A 21,390-nucleotide genomic window follows, 5' to 3' on the forward strand; every position below is an offset into this window, starting at 1 on the left:
CCCCTCGACTTTCGCCAGCGCAGCACGTCCGGGCAAGTGACTGCAGTCATGGTTGGGGAGGGTTTCGGCAGGGCTTGCAGCCCTGCACCCGCCGAATCAACGCCAACGTCAAAAGCTGGCATTCCGAGGGGTGGCGGGGCGGTGTCGGAGTGCGGGGACGCCGCAAGTACGTCCGTGTAGGCTTGGCAGCCGCATCCATGCGGCTGACACCCCGCACTCCGACACCGCCCCGCCTCTGACAGATTCCCTGTGCTGTTGGTAGGTGTCGACCTTGGTCGACACATCTGTCAGATATCGAAATGAATCGAATGAGATCTGACAGATCTCCGGAAATTGTCGAAGGCGGGATGGGTCCGGTTGCGGGGGTGTCCGCGGCATGGATGCCGCGGCCAAGCCCCCAAGGGTGAGGGCGCTTTGCTTGCGAAGCACTGCTTCGCAAGCGCCCGAACGCACAGCCGCCAGCGGCTGGGCCGGACCCCGGAGGGGGGTTTACGGCGTCCCCCGCAACCGGACCCATCCCGCCATCCCACAGGAAGCCCGCTTCTGCCTTTGCTGTTGCTCCGGCTCCGGCTCCGGCTCCGGCTCTGGCTCTGAGCAGGTGCAGGGCGCAGCCCTGCTCAGTCATCCCCCCTCGTGCACAATGGAGCCGACCCCGCCTGGACACCGTCCTGATGTCGAGCAAGCCGTATTCAGAAGCCTGCGAGCGCAACCGCGAACCGATCGCCACCGCACTCGACCCGTGGATGGGCGACCGCCACCGGCTGCTGGAGATCGGCAGCGGCACCGGCCAGCACGCCGCGTTCTTTGCCGAGCGCTGGCCGTGGCTGCGCTGGCAGCCCAGTGATCATCCCGACCACCTGCCTGGCATCGAGGCATGGCGCGCCGAAGCGGCCTTGCTGAACCTGTTGCCGCCGCTGGCGCTGCAGGTGGAACTGCCGCCGGCACCCGGCCTGAGTTTGCCGCAGGGCAGCACATTCGACGCCGCGTTCAGCGCCAACACGCTGCACATCATGGGCTGGGAACACGTGCAGGCGCTGTTCTCCGCGCTGCCACCGGTGCTGCGCCACGGCGCGCTGCTGGCGGTGTACGGCCCGTTCAACTATGGCGGCCGCTACACCAGTGACAGCAATGCGCAGTTCGATGCCTGGCTGAAAGCGCGTGATCCGCGCAGCGGCATCCGCGATAGCGAAGCGGTGCAGGCGCTTGCTGCCGACAACGGGTTCACCCGACTGGGCGATGTGGCGATGCCGGCCAACAACCGCCTGCTGCTGTGGCGGCTGGGGTAAACCGGCGGTAGTGCCGGCCGCTGGCCGGCAACCTGTTGCCTGGATGGATGCCGGCCAGCGGCCGGCACTACCTGTTTCGCGGCGTTACGCCACCTGCACGATGTGCAGCGCCTTCGGATTGCGCCACTGCGCCAGCAGGGCAGCCTCTCGCGCCTTGGCCTGCGCGAAGTGCGCTTCCTTGACGTGGCCATAGCCGCGGATGTGCTCGGGAATGCTGGCGATCTCCACCGCCAGGGCCAGGCGGCCGTCTTCCAGGCCGTCCAGCAGCACCTGCACGGTCGCCTCGTAGTCACCGATCAGCTTGCGCTCCATGCGGCGCTCTTCAGTGCGCCCGAACACATCGAAGCGGCCGCCACGCAGGAATTTCAGCTTCGCCAGCAGGCCGAACGCCTTGAACATCCACGGGCCGTATTCCTTCTTCAGCAGCCGGCCCTGCTCGTCCTTCCTGGCGAACAGCGGCGGCGCCAGGTGGAAGCGCAGCTGGTAGTCGCCCTCGAACTGCTGCTGCAGGCGGCGCTGGAAGTCGCCGCTGGTGTACAGGCGCGCCACTTCGTATTCGTCCTTGTATGCCATCAGCTTGAACAGGTAACGGGCGACGGTCTCGGTCAGCGCGGTGGAGCCGCCGATGCGCTCGGCTTCGGCGGCGCGCACGCGCGACACCAGATCGCGATAGCGGTTGGCGTAGGCTGCGTCCTGGTACTCGACCAGGAACGCGGCGCGGCGCTCGATCATTTCATCCAGTGAGCGCGACAGGCGCGCGTCGTCCAGCGGCAGGAACGCCACATCGCCACCGTGCGAGGGCAGGCCCCGCAGTTCGCGCTCGTCGCCGGTGTTGCGCGGTGCGGCGGTGGCACCCCATTCGTTGCCCTCCCATTCGCCCGGCGGCAGCGGATGCAGCGGGCCCGGGGTCGATTCGGTATCGGTGTGGCGGTTGCGCACCAGGCCAGCCGCCTGCTGCACGGCCTGCGGGTCGACCACGGCCAGGCGGCCCCAGGCGAAGGCCTGCTGGTTCATTGCCACGGCGGCGCCGTTGAGTTCGATGGCACGCATCAGCGAGTCGAACGACAGCGGCACCAGGCCCTGCTGCCAGGCATAGCCGAGGATGAACAGGTTGGCGGCGATGGCATCGCCCAGCAGCGCGGTGGCCAGCTGGGTGGCATCGAGCAGCAGCGGTTCCTGGCCACCCAGCGCCACGCGCACACCGGCGACGATGTCGGCGGCGGGGAACTGCATGTCCGGGCGGGTGGTGAAGGTGCCCGGCATCGCCTCGTAGGTGTTCAGCACCACCTGCGAACGGCCGGCGCGCACCTTCGACAGTGCCCAGTAGTCGTTGACCACCACCATGTCGCAGCCCAGCACCAGGTCGGCCTCACCGGCGGCGATGCGCACGGCGTGGATGTCGTCCGGCCGGCGCGCGATGCGGATGTGCGTGGTCACCGCGCCGCCCTTCTGTGCCAGGCCGGTCTGGTCGAGCACGGTCGCGCCCTTGCCTTCCAGGTGGCCGGCCATGCCCAGCAGCGCGCCGATGGTCACCACGCCGGTACCGCCGACGCCGGTGATCAGGATGTTCCAGGGCTGTTCCAGCGTACCGCGCACCACCGGTGCCGGCAGGTTGTCCAGCAGCGTGGAGGCATCGCGCTTGCTGCCCTTGCGCGGCTGGCCACCGTGCACGGTGACGAAGCTCGGGCAGAAGCCGTTCACGCACGAATAGTCCTTGTTGCAGTTGGACTGGTCGATCTCGCGCTTGCGCCCGAATTCGGTTTCCTTCGGCAGCACCGACACGCAGAAACTCTTCTTGCCGCAGTCGCCGCAGCCTTCGCAGACCAGCGAATTGATCATCACCCGCTTCTGCGGGTCTTCCAGCTTGCCGCGCTTGCGACGACGGCGCTTCTCGGTGGCGCAGGTCTGCTCATAGATCAGGATGGAGACACCCTTCACTTCGCGCAGGCGCTTCTGCACGGCATCCAGTTCGCTGCGGTCATGGAACTCGACATCGCTGGGGAAGTGCTCGCGCTGGCCGGTCCACTTGCCGATGTTGTCCGACAGCACCACGATGGTGTGGATGCCTTCGGCGCGCATCTGCCTTGCGATGTCCGGCACGCTCAGCGGGCCGTCCACCGGCTGGCCGCCGGTCATCGCCACCGCATCGTTGTAGAGGATCTTGTAGGTGATGTTGACGCCGGCGGCGACCGCCTGGCGGATCGCCAGCGAACCACTGTGGAAATAGGTACCGTCGCCCAGGTTCTGGAACACGTGCGGCGTATCGGTGAACGGCGCCTGCCCGGCCCAGGTCACGCCTTCGCCGCCCATGTGGGTGAAGGTGTCGGTGCTGCGGTCCATCCAGGTCACCATGTAATGGCAACCGATGCCGGCCAGCGCACGCGAACCTTCCGGCACCTGGGTGGAGGTGTTGTGCGGGCAGCCCGAGCAGTAGTGCGGCACGCGCGGGAAGCTGGCGCGCGGCAACGCAAGCTCGGCTTCCTTTTCCTGCATCCACTGCAGGCGCTGTTCGATCGAGTCGTTGTTGAAGAACTTCTGGATGCGGCGGCCGATCACGCCGGCGATGGTGGCCGGCGTCAGTTCACCGGTGGACGGCAGGATCCATTCACCGCTCTCGTCGTACTTGCCGACGATGGACGGGCGCTGGCCCCAGCTGGCCGGCCAGTTGAAGAACTGCTCCTTCATCTGGCGCTCGATGAAGGCACGCTTCTCCTCCACCACGATGATGTCTTCCAGGCCCTGCGCGAAGCGGGCGATGCCCTCCGGTTCCAGCGGCCAGGTCATGCCGACCTTGTACACGCGGATGCCGATGTCGGCGCATGCTGCTTCGTCCAGGCCCAGGTATTCCAGCGCCTGCAGCACGTCCAGGTAGCTCTTGCCGGTGGTGACGATGCCCAGCCGCGCGCGCGGTGCATCCATCACCACCTTGTCGATGCCGTTGGCGCGGGCAAAGGCCTGCGCCGCCTTCACCGCATAGCGATGCAGGCGCATTTCCTGGTCCAGCGGCGGGTCCGGCCAGCGGATGTTGAGGCCGCCGCCGGGCATGTCGAAGTCTTCGGGCAGCACGATGCGGCGGGCCAGCGGATCGACCTCGACCGAGGCCGACGATTCCACCGTTTCGGCGATGGTCTTGAAGCCGACCCAGCGGCCGGTATAGCGGCTCATCGCCCAACCGAGCAGGCCCATGTCGAGGATGTCCTGCACGCCGGCCGGGTTCAGCACCGGCATCATCGCGCTGACGAACTCGTCCTCGCTGCCATGCGGCAGGGTCGAACTGCGGCAGGCATGGTCATCGGCAGCCAGCGCCAGCACGCCGCCGTAACGCGAGGTGCCGGCGGCGTTGGCGTGCTTGAACACGTCGCCGCAGCGGTCCACGCCGGGGCCCTTGCCGTACCACATGCCGAACACGCCCTGCACGTTGGCGCCGGGGAACAGGTTGGTCTGCTGGGTGCCCCAGACCATGGTGGCGCCCAGATCCTCGTTGAGGCCGGGGGTGAACTTCACCCTGGCCGCTTCCAGGTGCTTGCGCGCGCGCCACAGTTCCAGGTCGAAGCCCCCCAGCGGGCTGCCACGGTAGCCGCTGACGAAGCCCGCGCTGTCGATGCCTTCGGCGGCATCGCGCAGGCGCTGCATCAGCGGCAACCGCACCAGTGCCTGCACGCCACTCAGGTAGATCCGCCCCTCGTTGCGGGTGTACTTGTGGTCGAGCGTGTAGTCACGGTCGATCAGGTCGGCGGAAGAGGGCGAAGTGAGTTGCGCGGTACTGGTCATGGCTGGCCCGGTAGGATCGGCTGGCACCGGCCGCGTGCGGGCACGCGGCGGGAAAGGCGCGGATTGTAGCAGCGCGCCCGTAATGCCCCCGGCACTCGCGCCCGCGCCGCTGCTGGGGTTAGGATCGGGCAGAGAGAGGGAGGCTGCGGTTGCAGCCTGGGGAGAAGGGATGTCAGTTCCAGGAAAGATCCTGGCCAGCGTTCTGCTGGCCTCGGGAGCGGCCACAGCGTGGGCGGCGCCGGCGTTGCCGGCCCCCCAGGAGTTCTACTTCGACAGCGATCCGGCCGCCGCGCCGATGGTGGCGGTGCAGGGCGAGGGCGATGAGCTGGTCGCCCAGCTGCTGAAGCTGCGTGAACGCGGCAGGCGTGCCGTTGAAGCCACGGTGCAGCTGGCGATGGTGGCCGGTGCACAGGGCCGTGGCGAGCTGGCCGAGCAGTTGTATGGCGAGGCCATGAAAGAGGCGCCGGCCCAGAGCAGCAGTGGCCGCAGCGTGCGTTGGAACTACGGCTGGGACCTGCTTCGCCAGGGCAAGCCGGAAGCGGCGCTGGAACAGTGGCTGGCCTCGGCGGGCAATGCGCGCACGAAGCCCAGCTGGGTGCCGCCGACCTATGCGTTGGCGCTGTGGCGCTCGGGGCAGAAGCAGGAGGCGGTGCAGTGGTATGCGGCGGCGGTGCGGACCGAGCCGTCGCAGTGGAGCAGCACGGCCCAGTTTGCGCAGTTGTTGCCGCACTGGCGCGAGGATGAGCGTGCGTCGCTGGCAGAGGTGCAGCAGGCGTGGGCGGCCGCGCCGCCAGCCTGGCCCTGAGGAAGGGGTTCGGCCGGGTTGCACCCGGCACCCGCAGAGGCAAGGGCCAGAGCCAAAGCCAAAGCAACAGCGGACTTACCGAGGGAGGCGGGGCGGTGCAGGCAGGCAGGACACGCCGTAAACCCATCCATGGGGGCTCGATGGCGCCATCCATGGCGCCAACGGTCCTGCCTGCCCACACCGCCCCGCCTCTGACAGCTCCCTGCTGCTGGTAGGTGTCGACCTTGGTCGACACGGTATCCACGCCATGCGTGGGTGAATCTGCATCGGAATCGATTATTCGATATCTGATCGAAATGCAGCCGAGCGTGGGCTCGGCTCTACAAGAGGCGGCCAGCCAACCGGCTTTGCTTTTGACCTTCTTTTTTCTTTTCCGTGGCGGACGCACTCGGAAATTGTCAGAGGACGGGCGGGGTGGGTTCGCGGGGGTGTCCGCGGCATGGATGCCGCGGCCAAGCCCCCAGGGGTGAGGGCGCTTTGCTTGCGAAGCACTGCTTCGCGAGCGCCCGAACGCACAGCCGCCAGCGGCTGGGCCGGGCCCCGGAGGGGGTTCACGGCGTCCCCCGCGAACCCACCCCGCCCGGCCAGGCGCGGCTTTTGATGTTCACGGCCAACCCGCCACGAGGGGCTGCGCCGTTCGCGGTAAACCCCTCAGTCGTCCGCGGAAACCGTCCGCCCTGACGCCCACGCCCGCAGCGCCTCCACCTGCTCGGCCATCAGCACCGACAGCGGCCGCGTGGCACGGATCTCGGTCATCAGCAGCTCGGTGTCGAGCGGCCGGCTTTCCGCATGCGCTGCATACAGGCCGGCCACGATCGCCTGTTCGATCTCGGCACCGGAAAAACCGTTCGCCGCCGCGGCCAGCGCCGGCAGTGCGAAGTCATCGGCGTTGAGCTGGCGCCGGCCCAGGTGCAGTCGCAGCAGTTCCACACGGACATCCGGGGTGGGCAGGTCGACGAAGAAGATTTCGTCGAAACGGCCCTTGCGCAGCAGTTCGGCCGGCAGCTCGTGCACCTGGTTGGCGGTGGCGACGATGAACACCGGCGCCTTGCGCTCGGCCATCCAGGTCAGCAGGTAGCCAAGCACGCGGCGCGACACGCCGCCGTCCTCGCCACCGGTTGCCAGCCCCTTCTCGATCTCGTCCATCCACAGCACGCACGGTGCCAGCTGTTCGGCCGAGGCCAGCGCCTGGCGCAGGTTGGCCTCGGTCTCGCCGTGGTACTTGTTGTACAGCGCGCCCACGTCCAGGCGCAGCAGCGGCACGCCGAAACCGGCGGCGGTGGCCTTGGCCAGCATCGACTTCCCGCAGCCCTGCACGCCCAGCAGCAGCATGCCGCGCGGCGGGTCCAGCCCGGCCGGTGCCGAGCCGGCGATGAACGCCACCCGCCGCTGGTTGATCCAGCGCTTGAGCCGGTTGGCCCCGGCCACGTCGCCGAAGCGCGCGCTGTCATGCTCGAAGAACAGGTGCCCGCTGCGGTTGAGCAGCTCGAACTTCAGCCGTGCCAGCTGCGGCAGGTCGTCGTCGCGCAGCGCGCCGTCGGCGTAGATCAGCTGGCGCGCGATGCGCCGGGCATCCACCAGGCTCAGGCCCTGCAGGTTCTTCAGGATCTTCTTCACCGCTTCGCTGTCGACTTCCACGCGGCGTCCGCCGTGCTCGCGTGCATAGGCGTCGGCCTCCTCGCGCAGCATCTTCAACAGCGCATTGGCATCGGGCAGGCGCGGGTTGAAGCGCACCGCCAGCGCTTCCAGCTCGGCCGGCAGTTCCACCTTCGCACCGATCAGCACCAGGACGTGCGGCTCGCTGTGGCGGCGCTGGATCAGGTCGCGCAGCGCGCGCTGGTGGCTGGCATAGCCCAGGTAGGGGTGGAAATCGAGCAGCAGGTAGACCCCGCGCTGATCCGCCTGGCGGATCATCTGCAGGGCTGCGCTGGCATCGGGGGGACCGACCGGCGGGTCTTCGCTGTCCAGGTCGATGCGGCGCAGGCCCTCGGTGATCGACCAGCGGTGCAGCGCCCGCCACACGTGCATCAGCGTCTGCCGGAACAGCTCGACGATGCGGCCCTCGTCCTGGGTTTCGATCACGATCAGGGGGGTATTGGCGCGGATCAGTGCGCTCAGGTCCTGCAGCTCGCTCATGCCGGTTCGATCCTTCGGGGGCGCCACGATAGCAAAGCCAAGCGGTACAGGTTCAGCGCGGCGCTACCTCCCGTCACCACCGCCGGTGTACGCTCGGGGCACGTACCCGGAAGCGAGGCTGGCATGAAGACGATCCTGGTGGCCGGTTCCAAGGGCGGGGTGGGCAAGACCACCGTCGCCACCCACCTGGCCGCGTACGCGGCATTGCAGGGCAAGGCCACGGTGATCGCCGATGCCGACCCGCAGGGCTCCAGCACCCGCTGGGCGCAACGGCGTGCCGGGCTGGAAAGCGCGGTGCTTCCCATCGACGTGCATCGCAAGAAGCACTGGGCGCAGAAGCTGCCCGACGGCACCGAAACCGTCATCATCGATGCGCCTGCGGGGGCATTGGCCGACGATATCCCCCATTTCCTTGACGCTGCCGACGCGGTGGTGGTGCCGGTGCTGCCTTCGGCGCTGGACATCGAGGCCATCGTCGGTTTCCTCAACAGCCTGGCCCAGAACCCGCGGGTGCACAGCCGCAAGCTGCCGGTCGGCCTGGTCCTGAACCGTACCAAGCCCTGGACCCAGACTTCGCAGCAGGCCCTGCAGATGCTGGCCGAATGGCCCTACCCGGTGGTCGCGCAGCTGCGTGACAGCCAGAGCTACGTGGTCATGACCGGCCTCGGCCGCAGCCTGTTCGACTACCGCTCGGCCCAGGTGCGCGAACACCAGGCCGATTGGGAGCCCCTGCTGTCGTGGCTGAAACTTTGATATCGGCGTCACTTTTCCTGATGCATCCTCTTCTTCATGGAAACCCGCGATGCGTGAACTGATCCTGCTGCGCCATGCCCATGCCGAACCGGCCACCCCCGGCCAGGCCGACCTCGACCGGCCGCTGTCGCCGGTGGGGCTGGCCGAAGCCGAAGCCGCCGGCAAGTGGCTGAAGGAAAACAACCTGCTGCCGGACTGCGTGCTGTGCTCGCCGGCGCGGCGTACCCGCGAGACCCTGGAAGCCGTGCTTGGCACCATCGGCTACGTCGAGAAGCGCCTGGAAGACCGCATCTACGAAGCGACCCCCGGCACCCTGGCGGCTCTGGTGGATGATCGCCGTGACCTCGACCGGGTGCTGATCGTCGGCCACAACCCGGGCCTGGAGCGCCTGGTGGCATTGATGACCGAGGGCAGCAGCAGCGACTACCGCGGCATGCCGCCGGCCGGCATCGCCGTGCTCGGCTTCCCGCGTGAGTCTGCGATTGAACCGGGCGTGGCCAGCCTGAACGCGTTCTGGTGGCCGTGATCCGATGAGCCTGGCGCGGCGCGGCCGCTTGCTGCTGCCCGCGCTGCTGGCACTGGGCCCGGCCTGGGCCGTGGTGCCGCCGCCGACCCCGTTGCCGCCGGTGGCGGCCGAAGCCCCGCGCATGCTGCGCCTGGATACCGTGCGTTCGCAGATCGGCTTCGAGGTGCGCACCCGGTTCGGGCAACGCATCGAAGGCGTGTTCCCGCACTTCGAGGGCCGCATCGAGATCCTTTCCGATGGCCGGCACCAGGTGCACCTGAAGATGTTCACGCGCTCGGTCGAGATCCCGGGCAAGGCGCGCTATACCGGCTGGATGCGGGGCGAGGAATTCTTCGATGCCGGCCGTCATCCGGTGGTCGAGTTCGACTCGCTGCCGTACTGGCCGGAGACCGTGGAAAACGGGGGCGACATTGATGGCCGCCTGACCCTGCGCGGGATCAGCCACCCGGAGAAACTGAAGGTCGAGAAGGCGGAGTGCGCCCGACCCGGCTATGATTGCGACGTCGTCAGCCGCGGTACCGTGCAGCGAGGCCGGTATGGCATGGACAGCTGGCAGCTTGCCTTGAGTGACCGAGTGACCTTCGTATTGCGTGCGCGCCTGAGCGAGGCGCCGAAACCGTGAACCTCCTGCTGCGTGTACTGGCGCTGGCAACCGTGTTGCTGGGCAGTGGTTGTGCATCGCTCTCGCATGCCGAGCGCGACCGTGCCGAAGCGATCGCCGTGCAGGCGCGCTCGGCCGTGGTCGATTGCCAGCGTGCCGACCGCTGCGCACAGGACTCGCCGCTGCGGGCGCTGGCCGGCCGCGCGTTCACCGAATCCACCCCGGAGCGGCCGCGGCATTACGCGACCCTGCTGGATGAAGGCGAAGGTGCCCTGGTGGCGCGCCTGAACCTGCTGCGCAGCGCCACCCGCAGCATCGACCTTCAGACCTACATCTTCGACAAGGACGACAGCGCCCGGCTGGTCATCGACGAGCTGCTGGCCGCATCGCGCCGCGGGGTGAAGGTGCGGGTGCTGATCGACCAGCTCTCGGCGATCTCCGACCTGCAGATCCTCGGTGCGTTGTCCGGTGCGCACCAGAACTTCCAGCTGCGGGTCTACAACCCGACCTTCGGCAAAGCCCGGCTGAACTACTTCGACTACGCCGGCAGCGTGCTGTGCTGCTTCCGCCGTTTCAACCAGCGCATGCACAACAAGCTGCTGGTGATCGACGATGCGATCGGCGTGGTCGGCGGCCGCAACTACCAGGACGACTATTACGACTGGGACCGCGAGTACAACTTCCGCGACCGCGACGTGCTGATCGCCGGCCCGGAAGCACGTGCGATGGCGGCCAACTTCGATGCGTTCTGGCGCGCCCACCGCAGCGTGCCGGCCGAACGCCTGAACGACGTCGGCCGCACCCTGCTGCGCGAGGGCGTGCCGACCCTGCCGCCGGCCACCTTCCGCCGCCCGGAACGGGTGCAGCGGGTCAGCGCCGAGGCCAACGACAACGAGTTCGTCACCCGTTCCTTCGTCGATACCGCGCTGCCGGTGGCTTCGGTGCGCTACGTGGCCGACCTGCCGCGCAAGCACCGCCGCGAGCAGCCCGACGCGCCGCTGGCCGGCCAGCACGTGACCGAACCGCAGCTGGATGCACTGATTGCCAGCGCGCAGAAGGAAGTGATCCTGCAGACGCCCTACCTGGTGCTGTCAAAGCCGGCGCAGAAACTGTTCCGCGAGCTGCGCAAGCGCCCGCAGCCCCCGCGCGTGGTGGTGTCCAGCAACAGCCTGGCGGCCACCGACAACCCGATCGTGTATGCGCTGTCGTACAAGTACAAGCGGCGCAACATGCGCGAACTGGGCTTCAACATCTTCGAATACAAGCCGTTCCCGCTGGATGCGCCGGTCGACTACCGCAACCTGCTGCCCGACCCGATCACCGCACCCGACGGCGAGGACGATGGCGGGCGCAATCCGTTGCTCGGCGGCAGTGCCGCCGGCAGCAATGCCGGAGGGGGCAGCACCGGGCGCACGCTACCGGCCAGCAAGCAACAGGCCGTGGTGAACCACCCGCGCACCGGCAGCGCCTACCAGAATGCGAGGGAACGCCGCCGCGCCGCCGGCAGCGAAGTGGAAACGCGGCTGCTGCGTACCGAGACGCGACCGTCGTTCCTCGGCAGCAAGGCGGTCAACAAGCCGCTGCCGGTCACCCGCAAGGGCGCGCGCATGGGCCTGCATGCGAAGTCGCTGGTGGTCGACCGCCGTATCGGGGTGGTCGGCACCCACAACTTCGATCCGCGCAGCGAGAACTACAACACCGAAGGCGCGGTGATCATCGATGACCCGGTGTTTGCCGAGCAGCTGGCCCAGAGCATCCTGCGCGATACCCATCCGCAGAACTCCTGGACGGTGGCGCCACGGGCCAAGCCGCCGGTGCTGTCGGGCCTGAACTACAGCGTCGGCAAGGCGTCCGAAGCGCTGCCGATCCTCGATTTCTGGCCCTGGCGCTATGCCACCGACTACGAATTCAAGCCCGGCCCGGAGTGCCCGCAGCCGCTGCCGCGGCAGGACCCGGCCTTCCACACCTGCTACGTCGCCGTCGGCGACTTCCCCGAAGTCAACGTCGGCCCCAAGTGGCTGCTGGTGCGCATGCTGACCGCATTCGGCGCCGGCCTCGTTCCCATCCTCTGAAGGTACCCGCATGGCCCAGGTATTCCGCGAAGCCGTTTCCATCGAGCAGCTCAACGCGCTCAGCCGCAGCACGGCGATTGAATCCCTGGGCATCGTCTTCAGTGCGGCCGGCGAGGACTGGCTGCAGGCCACCATGCCGGTGGATGAACGCACCCGCCAGCCCTACGGCATCCTGCACGGCGGCGCCTCGGTGGTGCTGGCCGAGACCCTGGGCAGCAGCGCCGGCAACCTGTGCGTGGAGACCGGCAAGCAGATCTGCGTGGGCCTGGAGATCAACGCCAACCACGTGCGTGCGGTCCGCTCGGGCACGGTCACCGGCACTGCCCGCGCGCTGCACGTGGGCCGCAGCACCCAGCTGTGGGAGATCCGCATCGAGGACGAGCAGGGCCGCCTGGTATGCATCTCGCGGCTGACCCTGGCGGTGGTGGCCGCCGGCCACGGCTGAGCCCCTGGCAGGCGCGTTGACGGCGGCGGAACCCAGCGTTCCCCGCCGATTGCCCCGGTCGATCGGTGTTATGGCCTAAATCGGCTGGCAGCGATGACGGCCCTCCGGTATCGTGCGCGGATGACTTCCCCCACTCCGGCCCCCCGTGGCGGCGTGGCGCGTGTGTGCCGTTACCTGTACCGCGTACCGCTGCTGTTGGTCCACATCATCGTGTTCCTGCCGCTCATCCTGATCGGCATGCTGCCCCCGTGGGGCGAACTGCGCGTGGGCGACGCCACCTTCGGCGCCAAGGTGGTCAACTGGTGGCAGGGCGGGCTGATGTGGATCTTCGGCTTCCGCCTGGCGCAGATCGGCCAGCCGCTGCCCGGCGCGGTGCTGTTCGTCGCCAACCACGTCAGCTGGGTCGACATCTGCATCCTGCACAGCCAGCGCATGATGGGCTTCGTCGCCAAGCGCGAGATCGCCAGCTGGCCGCTGGTCGGTTGGCTGGCCGCGCGTGGCCAGACCATCTTCCACCAGCGCGGCAACACCGAATCGCTCGGTGGGGTGATGCAGGTGATGGCCGACCGCCTGCGCGAAGGCAAGGCGGTGGGCGTGTTCCCGGAAGGACGCACCCGCGGCGGCCACGAAGTGGGGCCGTTCCATGCCCGCATCTTCCAGGCCGCGGTCGAGACCGGCGTGCCGGTGCAGCCGGTGGCACTGGTCTACGGAGTGAAGGGCGACGCACAGACCATCGTCGCGTTCGGCCCCGGCGAGAGCTTCTTCGCCAATTTCCTGCGCCTGCTCGGTGAGCCGGCGCGACGTGCGGAAGTGCACTTCCTGGCACCGATCGGTGCGCAGGACCTGGAAGGCCGTCGGCGCATCGCGGAGACTTCGCGCGCGCGCATCGTGGCGGCCATGAGCACCGGGTGAGCGCACGGTGGCCCTGATCCCGCCACCAGTACTGGACGCCGGCACGCCGACGCTGCACGCGGCTGACTACCAGCCGCCGCGCTGGCTGCGCAATCCGCACCTGCAGTCGATGCTCAGCTCCAGCCGCATGCGCCTGCAGCGCGGCCTGCTGTTGCTGGCGGCCACGGGTGCGGTCAGCGAGGAACTGATTCTCGACGGTGGCGACGGAGTGCGCCTGCAGGGCTGGCACAGCCATGTCGAAGGCCGCGAACCCAAAGGCATGGCGTTGCTGCTGCACGGCTGGGAAGGCAGTGCCGAATCCAGCTACATGCGCATGGCCGCCGCGCGCATGCTGGAACAGGGCTTCGACGTGGTGCGGCTGAACTTCCGCGACCATGGCAACACCCATCATCTCAACCGCGGCATCTTCCACTCCAACCTGATCGATGAAGTGGTGCATGCTGCGGGCGATATCGCCCAGCGCTGGCCGCAGCTGCCGCTGGTGGCCGCCGGCTACTCGCTGGGTGGCAACTTCGTGCTGCGCCTGGCCCTGCGCGCGCCGGCCGCCGGCGTGCCGCTGCAGCGCGTGGCCTCGGTCTGCCCGGTGCTGGACCCGGCACTGACCATGGAAAGCATCGAGAACGGCCCGGCGATGTACGACTGGTACTTCCGCCGCAAGTGGGCCGGTTCGCTGCGCCGCAAGCGCGACCTGTTCCCCGAGCTGAGCGACTGCGACGACCGCGTGCTGAAGCTGGACATCCGCGCACTGACCGCCTGGCTGGTCGAGCGCCACACCAGCTTCGGCTCGCTGCAGGCGTACTTCGACGGCTACTCGATTGCCGGCGACCGCCTGTCCACGCTGCAGGTGCCGGCCGATATCCTGATGGCGCAGGATGATCCGGTCATTCCGTATACGACCTTCAATGACTGGCAGCTGCCGCGCCAGGCGCACCTGGAAACCGCCTGCTGGGGCGGCCACTGCGGCTTCATCGAGAACTGGCGGGGCGATGGCTTCTCCGAGCGCTGGGTCGCGCAACGCCTGCAGCGGGTCCTGCAGGCCTGAACCGGCAGCGGCACGCAGCCCGCTACAATGCCGGTTTGCACTTGAAGCGGACTGCCATGCAAGACCAGATCATCCAAGCGTTGCGCCAGAACCAGGCCGACCAGGCCGTGCAGCTGGCCCAGGCGTGGACCCGTGACGAACCCGGCCTGGCCGATGCCCACCGCTGGCTGGCGCTTGCGCTGCAGCAGCAGGGCAACGCCGAAGCCGCGATGGAGGCATTGCAGCAGGCGCTGCGGCTGGCCCCGGACGACGCCCAGCTGCACCTGCAGCACGCCGGCCTGCTGCTGGCACTGCGCCAGTTCGAAGGCGCCGACGAGGCGCTGCTGCGTACCACTGGCCTCGATCCGAACGCCTTCTCCGCCTACCTGATGCAGGCGCACCTGGCGATCGGCCGCAACGACTTCGACGAAGCCCAGCGCCTGTCGACCCTGGCCGGGCGCGTGGAACCGGAGCATCCGGAACTACTGACCATCGACGGCATGGTCGCGCTGCGCCGTGGCGATGCCGACCGCGCGCTGGCACTGCTGTCGGCCGCCAGCAAGGCGCTGCCGGACGATACCCGCGTGCTGTACGCACTGGGCTTCGCCTATCTGGGCAAGGACATGCTGGCATTCGCCGAGCAGTCGTTCCGCCGCGTGCTGGAACTGAACCCGTCACTGTCCTCGTTGCACGGCCTGGTGGTGCAGCTGGCGCTGCGCCAGGGCAACGTGCCGGCTGCGGCCGAAGCCGCGCAGGTCGCCCTGCAGCAGCCGGAGCTGGACGTGCCGGCGATGCGTCGCCTGGCCGGCGAACTGGCGCTGCGCAACAGCCAGCCGCTGCAGGCGCTGGACCATCTGCTGCCGTTGCTGGACATCCAGCCGGAAGACCGCCAGGTGCTGCAGCTGCTGCTGATGTCGTGGCAGCGCCTGGGCCGCGAGGATGAAGCGCGCGCACGCCTGGATGCGGTGCTGGAAGCCCATGACCAGCTGCACGACGTGTGGCTGGCGCGGCTGGCCATCGAGCAGGTGGGCAGCGCAAGCGCAGTGGCCGCCGTCGAGCGCTGGATGGCGGCGATGCCGGCGCATCTGCCGGCGCTGGAAGCGCGCCTGCGCCTGCACGACATGGTGGGCGAGCGCGCGCAGGCCGAGGCGATCGCCGAGCGCATCGTCAGCCTGGAACCGGGCCGCGTCAGCGGCGAAACCCGGTTGGTCGAAGGGCTGCTGCAGCGCGACCCGGCCGCCGCGGTCGCGCGCGTGCAGGCGCTGATCGAGCAGGCACCGGAGGCCCACCGCGCCGACCTGCGAACCTGGCTGGGCGAGATCCAGGATCGCGCCGGGCAGCCGCAGGAAGCGCTGCGCACCTGGATGTCGCTGCAGGCCGAGCAGGCGCCGCAGCGCTTGCCGCTGCCGCCGCAGGCCAAGGCACCACCGAGCTGGCCGGACAAGGGCAGCATCGATGGCGATGCCAGTTCCGCACCGATCTTCCTGTGGGGCGCGCCCGGCTCGGGCGTGGAGCGCGTGGCGACTGGCCTGGCTGCCGCCAGCCCGGTGCTGCGCAGCGATCGTTACACCAACACGCCACCGGATGACGCCTTCCAGAACTTCAACACGCTGCAGGACCTGGCGTCGGGTGTGCTGACGCCGGAGCGGCTGGTGCAGCGCTGGCGCGAACAGCTGCCGGCGCGTGGCCTGCAGAGCGACACCGTGATCGACTGGCTGCTGTGGTGGGACAACGCCCTGCTGTGGGCGCTGCGCCCGCAGTTGCCGCAGGGGCGCCTGCTGCTGGTGCTGCGTGATCCGCGCGACATGCTGCTGGACTGGGTGGCCTACGGTGCCGCTGCACCGCTGGCGATGACCTCGCTGGCCGAAGCCAGCGAGTGGCTGACGCGCGCACTGACCCAGGTCGCCACGCTGCACGAGGAAGACCTGTATCCGCACGTGCTGCTGCGCATCGACCAGATCGGCAACGACCCGCATGCGATGGCCGAACTGCTGGGCCGCCTGTTCGAGCGGCCGATGCCGCCGGCTGCGCAGCTGGGCGCTCCGCGCCTGCCGCCGGGCCACTGGCGCAACTACCGCGACGTGATGAGCGCCGCCTTCGCCCAGCTCACCCCGGTTGCGGTGCGCCTGGGTTACCCGGAAGAGTGAGGAGAGTGCAATGCAGCTGAGCAGCAACAGCCTGACCCACGGCGCGCCGATCGACCGCGCGTTCGCCGCCGGCGACGCCAACGGCTTCGCCCCGGACCGCAACCCGCACCTGGCCTGGAGCGGGGCGCCGGCCGGCACCCGTTCGTTCCTGCTGGTGTGCGTGGACCCGGACGTGCCGACCGTGCCGGACACGGTCGGCCGCAGCGACATGAGCGTGCCGCGTGACCAGCCGCGCTGCGATTTCGTGCACTGGGTGATGGCCGATATCCCGGCCACGGTGCAGGAGATTGCCGCCGGCAGCTGCAGCGACGGCTTCGTGGTCAAGGGCAAGCCCGCGCCGGCCGGCCCGGACGGCAGTCGCCAGGGCCTGAATGACTTCACCGGCTGGTTTGCCGGCAATCCGGACATGGCCGGTGACTACCTGGGCTACGACGGTCCCTATCCGCCCTTCAACGACGAGCGCGTGCACCGCTACTTCTTCCGTGTGTTCGCGCTGGACGTGGCCTCGCTGGAGCTGCCGGCACGCTTCACCGCCGCCGACGCGTATCGAGCCATGCACGGTCACGTGCTGGCCGAAGCGGCACTGCACGGAACCTACACGCTGAACCCGGCGCTGGGCTGAGGCTGTTGTCGGGTAGTGCCGGCCGCTGGCCGGCAACGTCCGTGTGTTGCCGCAGTCGCCCATGGCAGCCGGCCAGCGGCCGGCTCTACCACCGACGGGAAGGGCGGCCACCCGGCCGCCCTTTTCATTCCTCCGGCAGCGATGCCGGTTCGAACACCGCGGTATCGCCCTGCGCGTTGCGCACCGTCAGCGTGCCCCGCTCGCCCAGCTCGAGCATCGGCGCCGACCCTCCGCCGTGCATCAGCATTCGCGCGCGCTTCTGCTGCGTGGTCATTTTCGGATCGATGCACTCGGCCGTGGTCTGCACGCCGTTGCGCAGGTTCAAGTGATTGCCCTGCAGCTGGTACTGGCTGCTGGCGTGGTTGCACAGGTTCAACTCGCTCATGAAACCGGAGCGGAAGCGCAGCGTGTAGGGCGCGTGGCCCGGGACGAACAACGCGTCAATGCGCCGGCCCTGCGCGTCGGTGGCGCGCACCAGTTGCCACAGGTGTGCTTCAAGCTGATCGATGCCGGGCGTGCTGGCAGCGGCCACGTCCGCAGACATGGCCAGCAGTGCCGCAATGATGAGGACGGGGACGTGCTTCATGCCGATCTCCCGATGCACGTGGGTAATGCCGGCCGCTGGCCGGCAACATCCGTGTGTTGGCGGTGCCGCGCAGGGCAGCCGGCCAGCGGCCGGCCCTACCGACCATGAAGAAGGGCGGCCTCTCGGCCGCCCTTCTGTCGTCTTACTTCTTCTCGACGGCCGACTCGACCACCATGTCCAGCACGTATGCCTGCGACGGCGCATCGGCCGGCGGGTTCTTCACTTCGTAGCGCTTCACGCGCACCACGTTGCGCACGCCGTCTTCGTGGGTGTAGCCCTCGATGTTGCCGTAGAAGTTCTCGAACTTGCCCGGCTCGCCCTGCTTCAGGCCCTTGTCGTCGAACTTCACCTCGCGCACCTGCAGGCACTGGTAGTCCGGGATCAGCGGGTGCGAGCACTTCTCGGTCTTGGCCGCCACTTCCAGGAACACGGTTTCGCCGGCGCCGCCGTAGCGGGTTTCAGCGGTCGGCTCCGGGTTGAACACCAATACGTCGCCCTTGGCGGTGGTCAGGGTCAGCTTGCCGCCGGCATCCTGCTCGGCCTTCAGCTCGCCCTGCAGGCGGCTCGACACAGCCTCGTCCAGCGCCATCAGCGCCTTGTCGGTGCAGGCCATCATCGTCGATGCCATCGCGCCCACGGTCAGCTTGCCGTCGGCCAGGGTGTAGCTGCCGCCCATGTGGTTGCAGGCGTTGCTGACCGAAAGGCGGCCATCAGCGAAGTCCAGGGTGACCGGCTTGTCTTCGCGGGCGAACAGCGCATCGATGCGCTTGCCGTCGGCGGCGGTGGCCTGCTGCAGCAGCCAGTGCTGGCTCTGCAGGCGCTGCGCATCCAGGTGCGCCAGCGTCTGCTGGTCTGCTGCCTTGGCCGCGGCCGGGGCCACGTCGTCGCCGCCAGTGCCGGCCGGGGCCGGGGTCTGGCTGCAGGCGGCCATCAGGGCCAGCGGGAGGAGCAGGGTGAGCTTGCGGTTCATGGTGATTCTCCTTGGGGAACCGTGGGGGAAACGGGGTAGGGCCGGCAACGGGGTTGCCGGGCCCCGGCGCTGTTCAGCTGCCGGACGGCAACCACAGCAGCAGCGCCGCGCCCAGCGCGATGCGGTAAATGGCGAAGGCGGTGAACCTGTGCGACTTGATGTAGCCCATCAGCCACTTCACTACGACGAAGCCGGTGACGGCAGCGGCAAGGAACGCCACGCCCACGTCGGTCCAGTTCTCGCTGCCCAGCTTTCCGTCCTTGGCCATTTCCAGGAAGGTGTAGGCGCTGGCGGCGAACATGGTGGGAATACCGACCAGGAACACGAACTCGGCGGCGGCCGCACGGCGGCTCAGGCCCAGCAGCATGGCCAGGAAGATCGCCGAGGCCGAGCGCGAAGTGCCGGGGAACACGCCGGCCACCACCTGCGCCAAGCCCACGCCGATCGCCACCGTCCAGGTCACCTGGTCGCGGTCGGGCAGGCGCGCGGTGTAGGCCTCCACCAGCAGCATCCAGACGCCACCGATGATCAGGGCCCAGGCCACCGGGCTGACCGTTTCCGGCAGCGACCAGCCGGCCTTGCGCACCACCAGGCCGACCACGGCGGTGACCAGGAAGGCGGCGCCCAGCTTGAACACATAGTCGCGGTTCTCGCGCTGGTTGAAGCCGGTCGCCAGCTGCAGCAGGCGCTGGCGGAACACCAGCACCACGGCCACGATCGCGCCGGCCTGGATGACGATGTTGAAGAAGTCCGAGCGGGCTCCCAGCCAGTGCTGGGCGATGAGCAGATGGCCGGTGCTGGAGATCGGCAGGAATTCGGTGAGGCCTTCGAGGATGCCCAGCAGCAGGGCGGAGAGCAGGTCGGACATGGACGGTGCGTGCACGCGCGGCGGAAGGAAGAAGGTCGAGAGGATAGACGATCCCTGCTGCACCAAACGGGTGCGTCTGGTGGCGGGCGCACCCGTTTGGTGCGGACCGTTCTGCACCGCGACGGGGCGCCCTGTTTGAAATCAATGACTTGCAGCCAGTGAAAAGTTGGCACGGTCGTTGCTGTACCTCAGCAGGCATTCATCCCCATCCGAGGTCGTACCGATGTCCGTGGAAAACGTAGAAAAGCTGATCAAGGACAACCAGATCGAGTTCGTCGACCTGCGCTTTGTCGACATGCGTGGCGTCGAGCAGCACGTGACCTTCCCGGTCAGCATCGTCGAGCCGTCGCTGTTCGAAGAAGGCAAGATGTTCGATGGCAGCTCGATCGCCGGCTGGAAGGGCATCGCCGAATCGGACATGGTGCTGCTGCCGGATACCGCCAGCGCCTACGTCGACCCGTTCTACGCCGATCCGACCATCGTGATCAGCTGCGACATCCTCGACCCGGCCACCATGCAGCCGTACGGCCGCTGCCCGCGCGGCATCGCCAAGCGCGCCGAGGCCTACCTGAAGTCCTCCGGCATCGCCGAAACCGCGTTCTTCGGCCCGGAACCGGAATTCTTCATCTTCGACTCGGTCCGCTTCGCCAATGAAATGGGCCACACCTTCTTCCAGGTCGACTCGGAAGAAGCGGCGTGGAACAGCGGCGCCAAGTACGACGGCGCCAACAGCGGCTACCGTCCCGGCGTGAAGGGCGGTTACTTCCCGGTTCCGCCGACCGACACCCTGCACGACCTGCGCGCTGAAATGTGCAAGACGCTGGAGCAGGTCGGCATCGAAGTGGAAGTGCAGCACCACGAAGTGGCCACCGCCGGCCAGTGCGAGATCGGCACCAAGTTCAGCACCCTGGTGCAGAAGGCCGACGAACTGCTGCGCATGAAGTACGTGATCAAGAACGTCGCGCACCGCAACGGCAAGACCGTCACCTTCATGCCCAAGCCGATCGTCGGCGACAACGGCAGCGGCATGCACGTGCACCAGTCGCTGTCCAAGGGCGGCACCAACCTGTTCTCCGGTGACGGCTACGGCGGCCTGAGCCAGCTGGCGCTGTGGTACATCGGCGGCATCTTCAAGCACGCCAAGGCCATCAATGCCTTCGCCAACTCGGGTACCAACAGCTACAAGCGCCTGGTGCCGGGCTACGAAGCCCCGGTGATGCTTGCCTACTCGGCGCGCAACCGTTCGGCCTCGTGCCGCATTCCGTGGGTGTCCAACCCGAAGGCGCGCCGCATCGAAATGCGCTTCCCGGATCCGATCCAGTCGGGCTACCTCACCTTCACCGCGCTGATGATGGCCGGCCTGGACGGCATCAAGAACCAGATCGACCCGGGCGCACCGAGCGACAAGGACCTGTACGACCTGCCGCCGGAAGAAGAGAAGCTGATCCCGCAGGTCTGCTCCTCTCTGGACCAGGCGCTGGAAGCGCTGGACAAGGACCGTGAGTTCCTGAAGGCCGGCGGCGTGATGAGCGATGACTTCATCGACGGCTACATCGCGCTGAAGATGCAGGAAGTGACCAAGTTCCGCGCGGCCACCCACCCGCTGGAATACCAGCTGTACTACGCCAGCTGACCGGTGGCGATGGCGGTGGGCTTCCCCCTCCCACCCGCCGCCATCGCTTCCGACTTCGCGGCTGGGGAGCCGCGGTCAGATCGGGGTCGGATCCCTTTCGTTCACGAACGGGCTCTGACCCCTGATCCAGGGGCAAGAGAGAGACCGGATACGCGACCAGGGCCGCCCTCCCTCCCGCGTCGGTCGTGCAAGGAGAGAGGCACGGCCGTCCCGGCCCTGTACGTGTCCGGTGCAAC

17 protein-coding genes are annotated in these 21,390 nt (G+C 68.3%); 12 read left to right on the forward strand and 5 right to left on the reverse strand.

Annotation, left to right across the window (positions count from 1 at the left end; translation table 11 throughout):
- Positions 1–671 precede the first annotated feature (671 nt).
- Positions 672–1,286: a DUF938 domain-containing protein gene (locus tag VN11_RS00620; protein WP_053448437.1), complete on the forward strand. Its 615-nt coding sequence runs from the start codon at positions 672–674 to the stop codon at positions 1,284–1,286.
- 84 nt (positions 1,287–1,370) lie between these two features.
- Here the strand turns inward: VN11_RS00620 and VN11_RS00625 are convergent, their stop codons facing one another.
- On the reverse strand, positions 1,371–5,057 hold the full coding sequence (locus VN11_RS00625; RefSeq protein ID WP_053448438.1) for an indolepyruvate ferredoxin oxidoreductase family protein: 3,687 nt from the start codon (positions 5,055–5,057) through the stop codon (positions 1,371–1,373).
- Positions 5,058–5,226: 169 nt separating this feature from the next.
- Between VN11_RS00625 and VN11_RS00630 the strand changes: the two genes are divergently transcribed.
- Positions 5,227–5,862, forward strand: a complete 636-nt coding sequence (locus VN11_RS00630) for a hypothetical protein (protein WP_053448439.1) — start codon at positions 5,227–5,229, stop codon at positions 5,860–5,862.
- Between the two features lie 651 nt (positions 5,863–6,513).
- On the opposite strand, the gene VN11_RS00635 is transcribed toward VN11_RS00630, so the two are convergent.
- Positions 6,514–7,998 (reverse strand): AAA family ATPase, encoded by a 1,485-nt coding sequence (locus VN11_RS00635; RefSeq protein ID WP_040006739.1) that lies wholly within the window; start codon positions 7,996–7,998, stop codon positions 6,514–6,516.
- Positions 7,999–8,121: 123 nt separating this feature from the next.
- On the opposite strand from VN11_RS00635, the gene VN11_RS00640 reads away from it, so the two are divergent.
- The 9 genes from VN11_RS00640 (at position 8,122) to VN11_RS00680 (ending at position 17,097) form a co-directional block, all read left to right on the forward strand.
- A complete protein-coding gene (locus VN11_RS00640; protein WP_053448440.1) occupies positions 8,122–8,751 on the forward strand; it encodes a ParA family protein in 630 nt (209 codons plus the stop codon).
- A 49-nt stretch (positions 8,752–8,800) separates the two neighbouring features.
- On the forward strand, positions 8,801–9,277 hold the full coding sequence (locus VN11_RS00645) for a SixA phosphatase family protein (RefSeq protein WP_008265580.1): 477 nt from the start codon (positions 8,801–8,803) through the stop codon (positions 9,275–9,277).
- A gap of 4 nt (positions 9,278–9,281) precedes the next feature.
- Positions 9,282–9,899 carry a YceI family protein gene (locus VN11_RS00650; RefSeq protein WP_008266732.1) on the forward strand — a complete coding sequence of 206 codons (618 nt, stop codon included), beginning with the start codon at positions 9,282–9,284 and terminating at the stop codon, positions 9,897–9,899.
- Positions 9,896–11,950, forward strand: coding sequence for a phospholipase D family protein (locus VN11_RS00655; protein ID WP_053448441.1), 2,055 nt, complete (start codon positions 9,896–9,898; stop codon positions 11,948–11,950). The genes VN11_RS00650 and VN11_RS00655 overlap by 4 nt, the downstream gene beginning before the upstream one ends.
- A gap of 10 nt (positions 11,951–11,960) precedes the next feature.
- Positions 11,961–12,395 (forward strand): hotdog fold thioesterase, encoded by a 435-nt coding sequence (locus tag VN11_RS00660; protein WP_004153521.1) that lies wholly within the window; start codon positions 11,961–11,963, stop codon positions 12,393–12,395.
- Positions 12,396–12,515: 120 nt separating this feature from the next.
- Positions 12,516–13,307 carry a lysophospholipid acyltransferase family protein gene (locus tag VN11_RS00665; RefSeq protein ID WP_053448442.1) on the forward strand — a complete coding sequence of 264 codons (792 nt, stop codon included), beginning with the start codon at positions 12,516–12,518 and terminating at the stop codon, positions 13,305–13,307.
- Between the two features lie 7 nt (positions 13,308–13,314).
- Positions 13,315–14,349, forward strand: coding sequence for a YheT family hydrolase (locus VN11_RS00670; RefSeq protein ID WP_080357202.1), 1,035 nt, complete (start codon positions 13,315–13,317; stop codon positions 14,347–14,349).
- Between the two features lie 56 nt (positions 14,350–14,405).
- The gene (locus tag VN11_RS00675; protein ID WP_053448443.1) at positions 14,406–16,475 is read left to right on the forward strand and encodes a tetratricopeptide repeat protein; all 2,070 of its coding nucleotides are present in this window, start codon (positions 14,406–14,408) and stop codon (positions 16,473–16,475) included.
- A gap of 10 nt (positions 16,476–16,485) precedes the next feature.
- Positions 16,486–17,097, forward strand: a complete 612-nt coding sequence (locus VN11_RS00680; RefSeq protein ID WP_053448444.1) for a YbhB/YbcL family Raf kinase inhibitor-like protein — start codon at positions 16,486–16,488, stop codon at positions 17,095–17,097.
- Positions 17,098–17,221: 124 nt separating this feature from the next.
- On the opposite strand, the gene VN11_RS00685 is transcribed toward VN11_RS00680, so the two are convergent.
- From VN11_RS00685 to VN11_RS00695, 3 genes are all read right to left on the reverse strand, one after another.
- Positions 17,222–17,683 (reverse strand): META domain-containing protein, encoded by a 462-nt coding sequence (locus tag VN11_RS00685; RefSeq protein WP_053448445.1) that lies wholly within the window; start codon positions 17,681–17,683, stop codon positions 17,222–17,224.
- A 142-nt stretch (positions 17,684–17,825) separates the two neighbouring features.
- Positions 17,826–18,653 (reverse strand): META and DUF4377 domain-containing protein, encoded by an 828-nt coding sequence (locus tag VN11_RS00690; protein ID WP_053448446.1) that lies wholly within the window; start codon positions 18,651–18,653, stop codon positions 17,826–17,828.
- Positions 18,654–18,726: 73 nt separating this feature from the next.
- The gene (locus VN11_RS00695) at positions 18,727–19,521 is read right to left on the reverse strand and encodes an undecaprenyl-diphosphate phosphatase (RefSeq protein ID WP_053448447.1); all 795 of its coding nucleotides are present in this window, start codon (positions 19,519–19,521) and stop codon (positions 18,727–18,729) included.
- A gap of 223 nt (positions 19,522–19,744) precedes the next feature.
- On the opposite strand from VN11_RS00695, the gene glnA reads away from it, so the two are divergent.
- Positions 19,745–21,154, forward strand: a complete 1,410-nt coding sequence (gene glnA, locus VN11_RS00700; protein ID WP_004153533.1) for a type I glutamate--ammonia ligase — start codon at positions 19,745–19,747, stop codon at positions 21,152–21,154.
- Positions 21,155–21,390: the final 236 nt, after the last annotated feature.

The sequence above is a fragment of the Stenotrophomonas maltophilia genome (genome assembly GCF_001274595.1).
Taxonomy (GTDB): domain Bacteria; phylum Pseudomonadota; class Gammaproteobacteria; order Xanthomonadales; family Xanthomonadaceae; genus Stenotrophomonas; species Stenotrophomonas forensis.

Bases quoted from the DNA above. Each gene is read 5' to 3' on its own strand.
- VN11_RS00695 (WP_053448447.1), bottom strand. From the start codon at position 19,521: ATGTCCGACCTGCTCTCCGCCCTGCTGCTGGGCATCCTCGAAGGCCTC.
- VN11_RS00625 (WP_053448438.1), bottom strand. From the start codon at position 5,057: ATGACCAGTACCGCGCAACTCACTTCGCCCTCTTCCGCCGACCTGATC.
- VN11_RS00675 (WP_053448443.1), top strand. From the start codon at position 14,406: ATGCAAGACCAGATCATCCAAGCGTTGCGCCAGAACCAGGCCGACCAG.
- VN11_RS00690 (WP_053448446.1), bottom strand. From the start codon at position 18,653: ATGAACCGCAAGCTCACCCTGCTCCTCCCGCTGGCCCTGATGGCCGCC.
- glnA (WP_004153533.1), top strand. From the start codon at position 19,745: ATGTCCGTGGAAAACGTAGAAAAGCTGATCAAGGACAACCAGATCGAG.
- VN11_RS00620 (WP_053448437.1), top strand. From the start codon at position 672: ATGTCGAGCAAGCCGTATTCAGAAGCCTGCGAGCGCAACCGCGAACCG.
- VN11_RS00660 (WP_004153521.1), top strand. From the start codon at position 11,961: ATGGCCCAGGTATTCCGCGAAGCCGTTTCCATCGAGCAGCTCAACGCG.
- VN11_RS00650 (WP_008266732.1), top strand. From the start codon at position 9,282: ATGAGCCTGGCGCGGCGCGGCCGCTTGCTGCTGCCCGCGCTGCTGGCA.
- VN11_RS00630 (WP_053448439.1), top strand. From the start codon at position 5,227: ATGTCAGTTCCAGGAAAGATCCTGGCCAGCGTTCTGCTGGCCTCGGGA.
- VN11_RS00635 (WP_040006739.1), bottom strand. From the start codon at position 7,998: ATGAGCGAGCTGCAGGACCTGAGCGCACTGATCCGCGCCAATACCCCC.
- VN11_RS00640 (WP_053448440.1), top strand. From the start codon at position 8,122: ATGAAGACGATCCTGGTGGCCGGTTCCAAGGGCGGGGTGGGCAAGACC.
- VN11_RS00685 (WP_053448445.1), bottom strand. From the start codon at position 17,683: ATGAAGCACGTCCCCGTCCTCATCATTGCGGCACTGCTGGCCATGTCT.
- VN11_RS00665 (WP_053448442.1), top strand. From the start codon at position 12,516: ATGACTTCCCCCACTCCGGCCCCCCGTGGCGGCGTGGCGCGTGTGTGC.
- VN11_RS00645 (WP_008265580.1), top strand. From the start codon at position 8,801: ATGCGTGAACTGATCCTGCTGCGCCATGCCCATGCCGAACCGGCCACC.
- VN11_RS00680 (WP_053448444.1), top strand. From the start codon at position 16,486: ATGCAGCTGAGCAGCAACAGCCTGACCCACGGCGCGCCGATCGACCGC.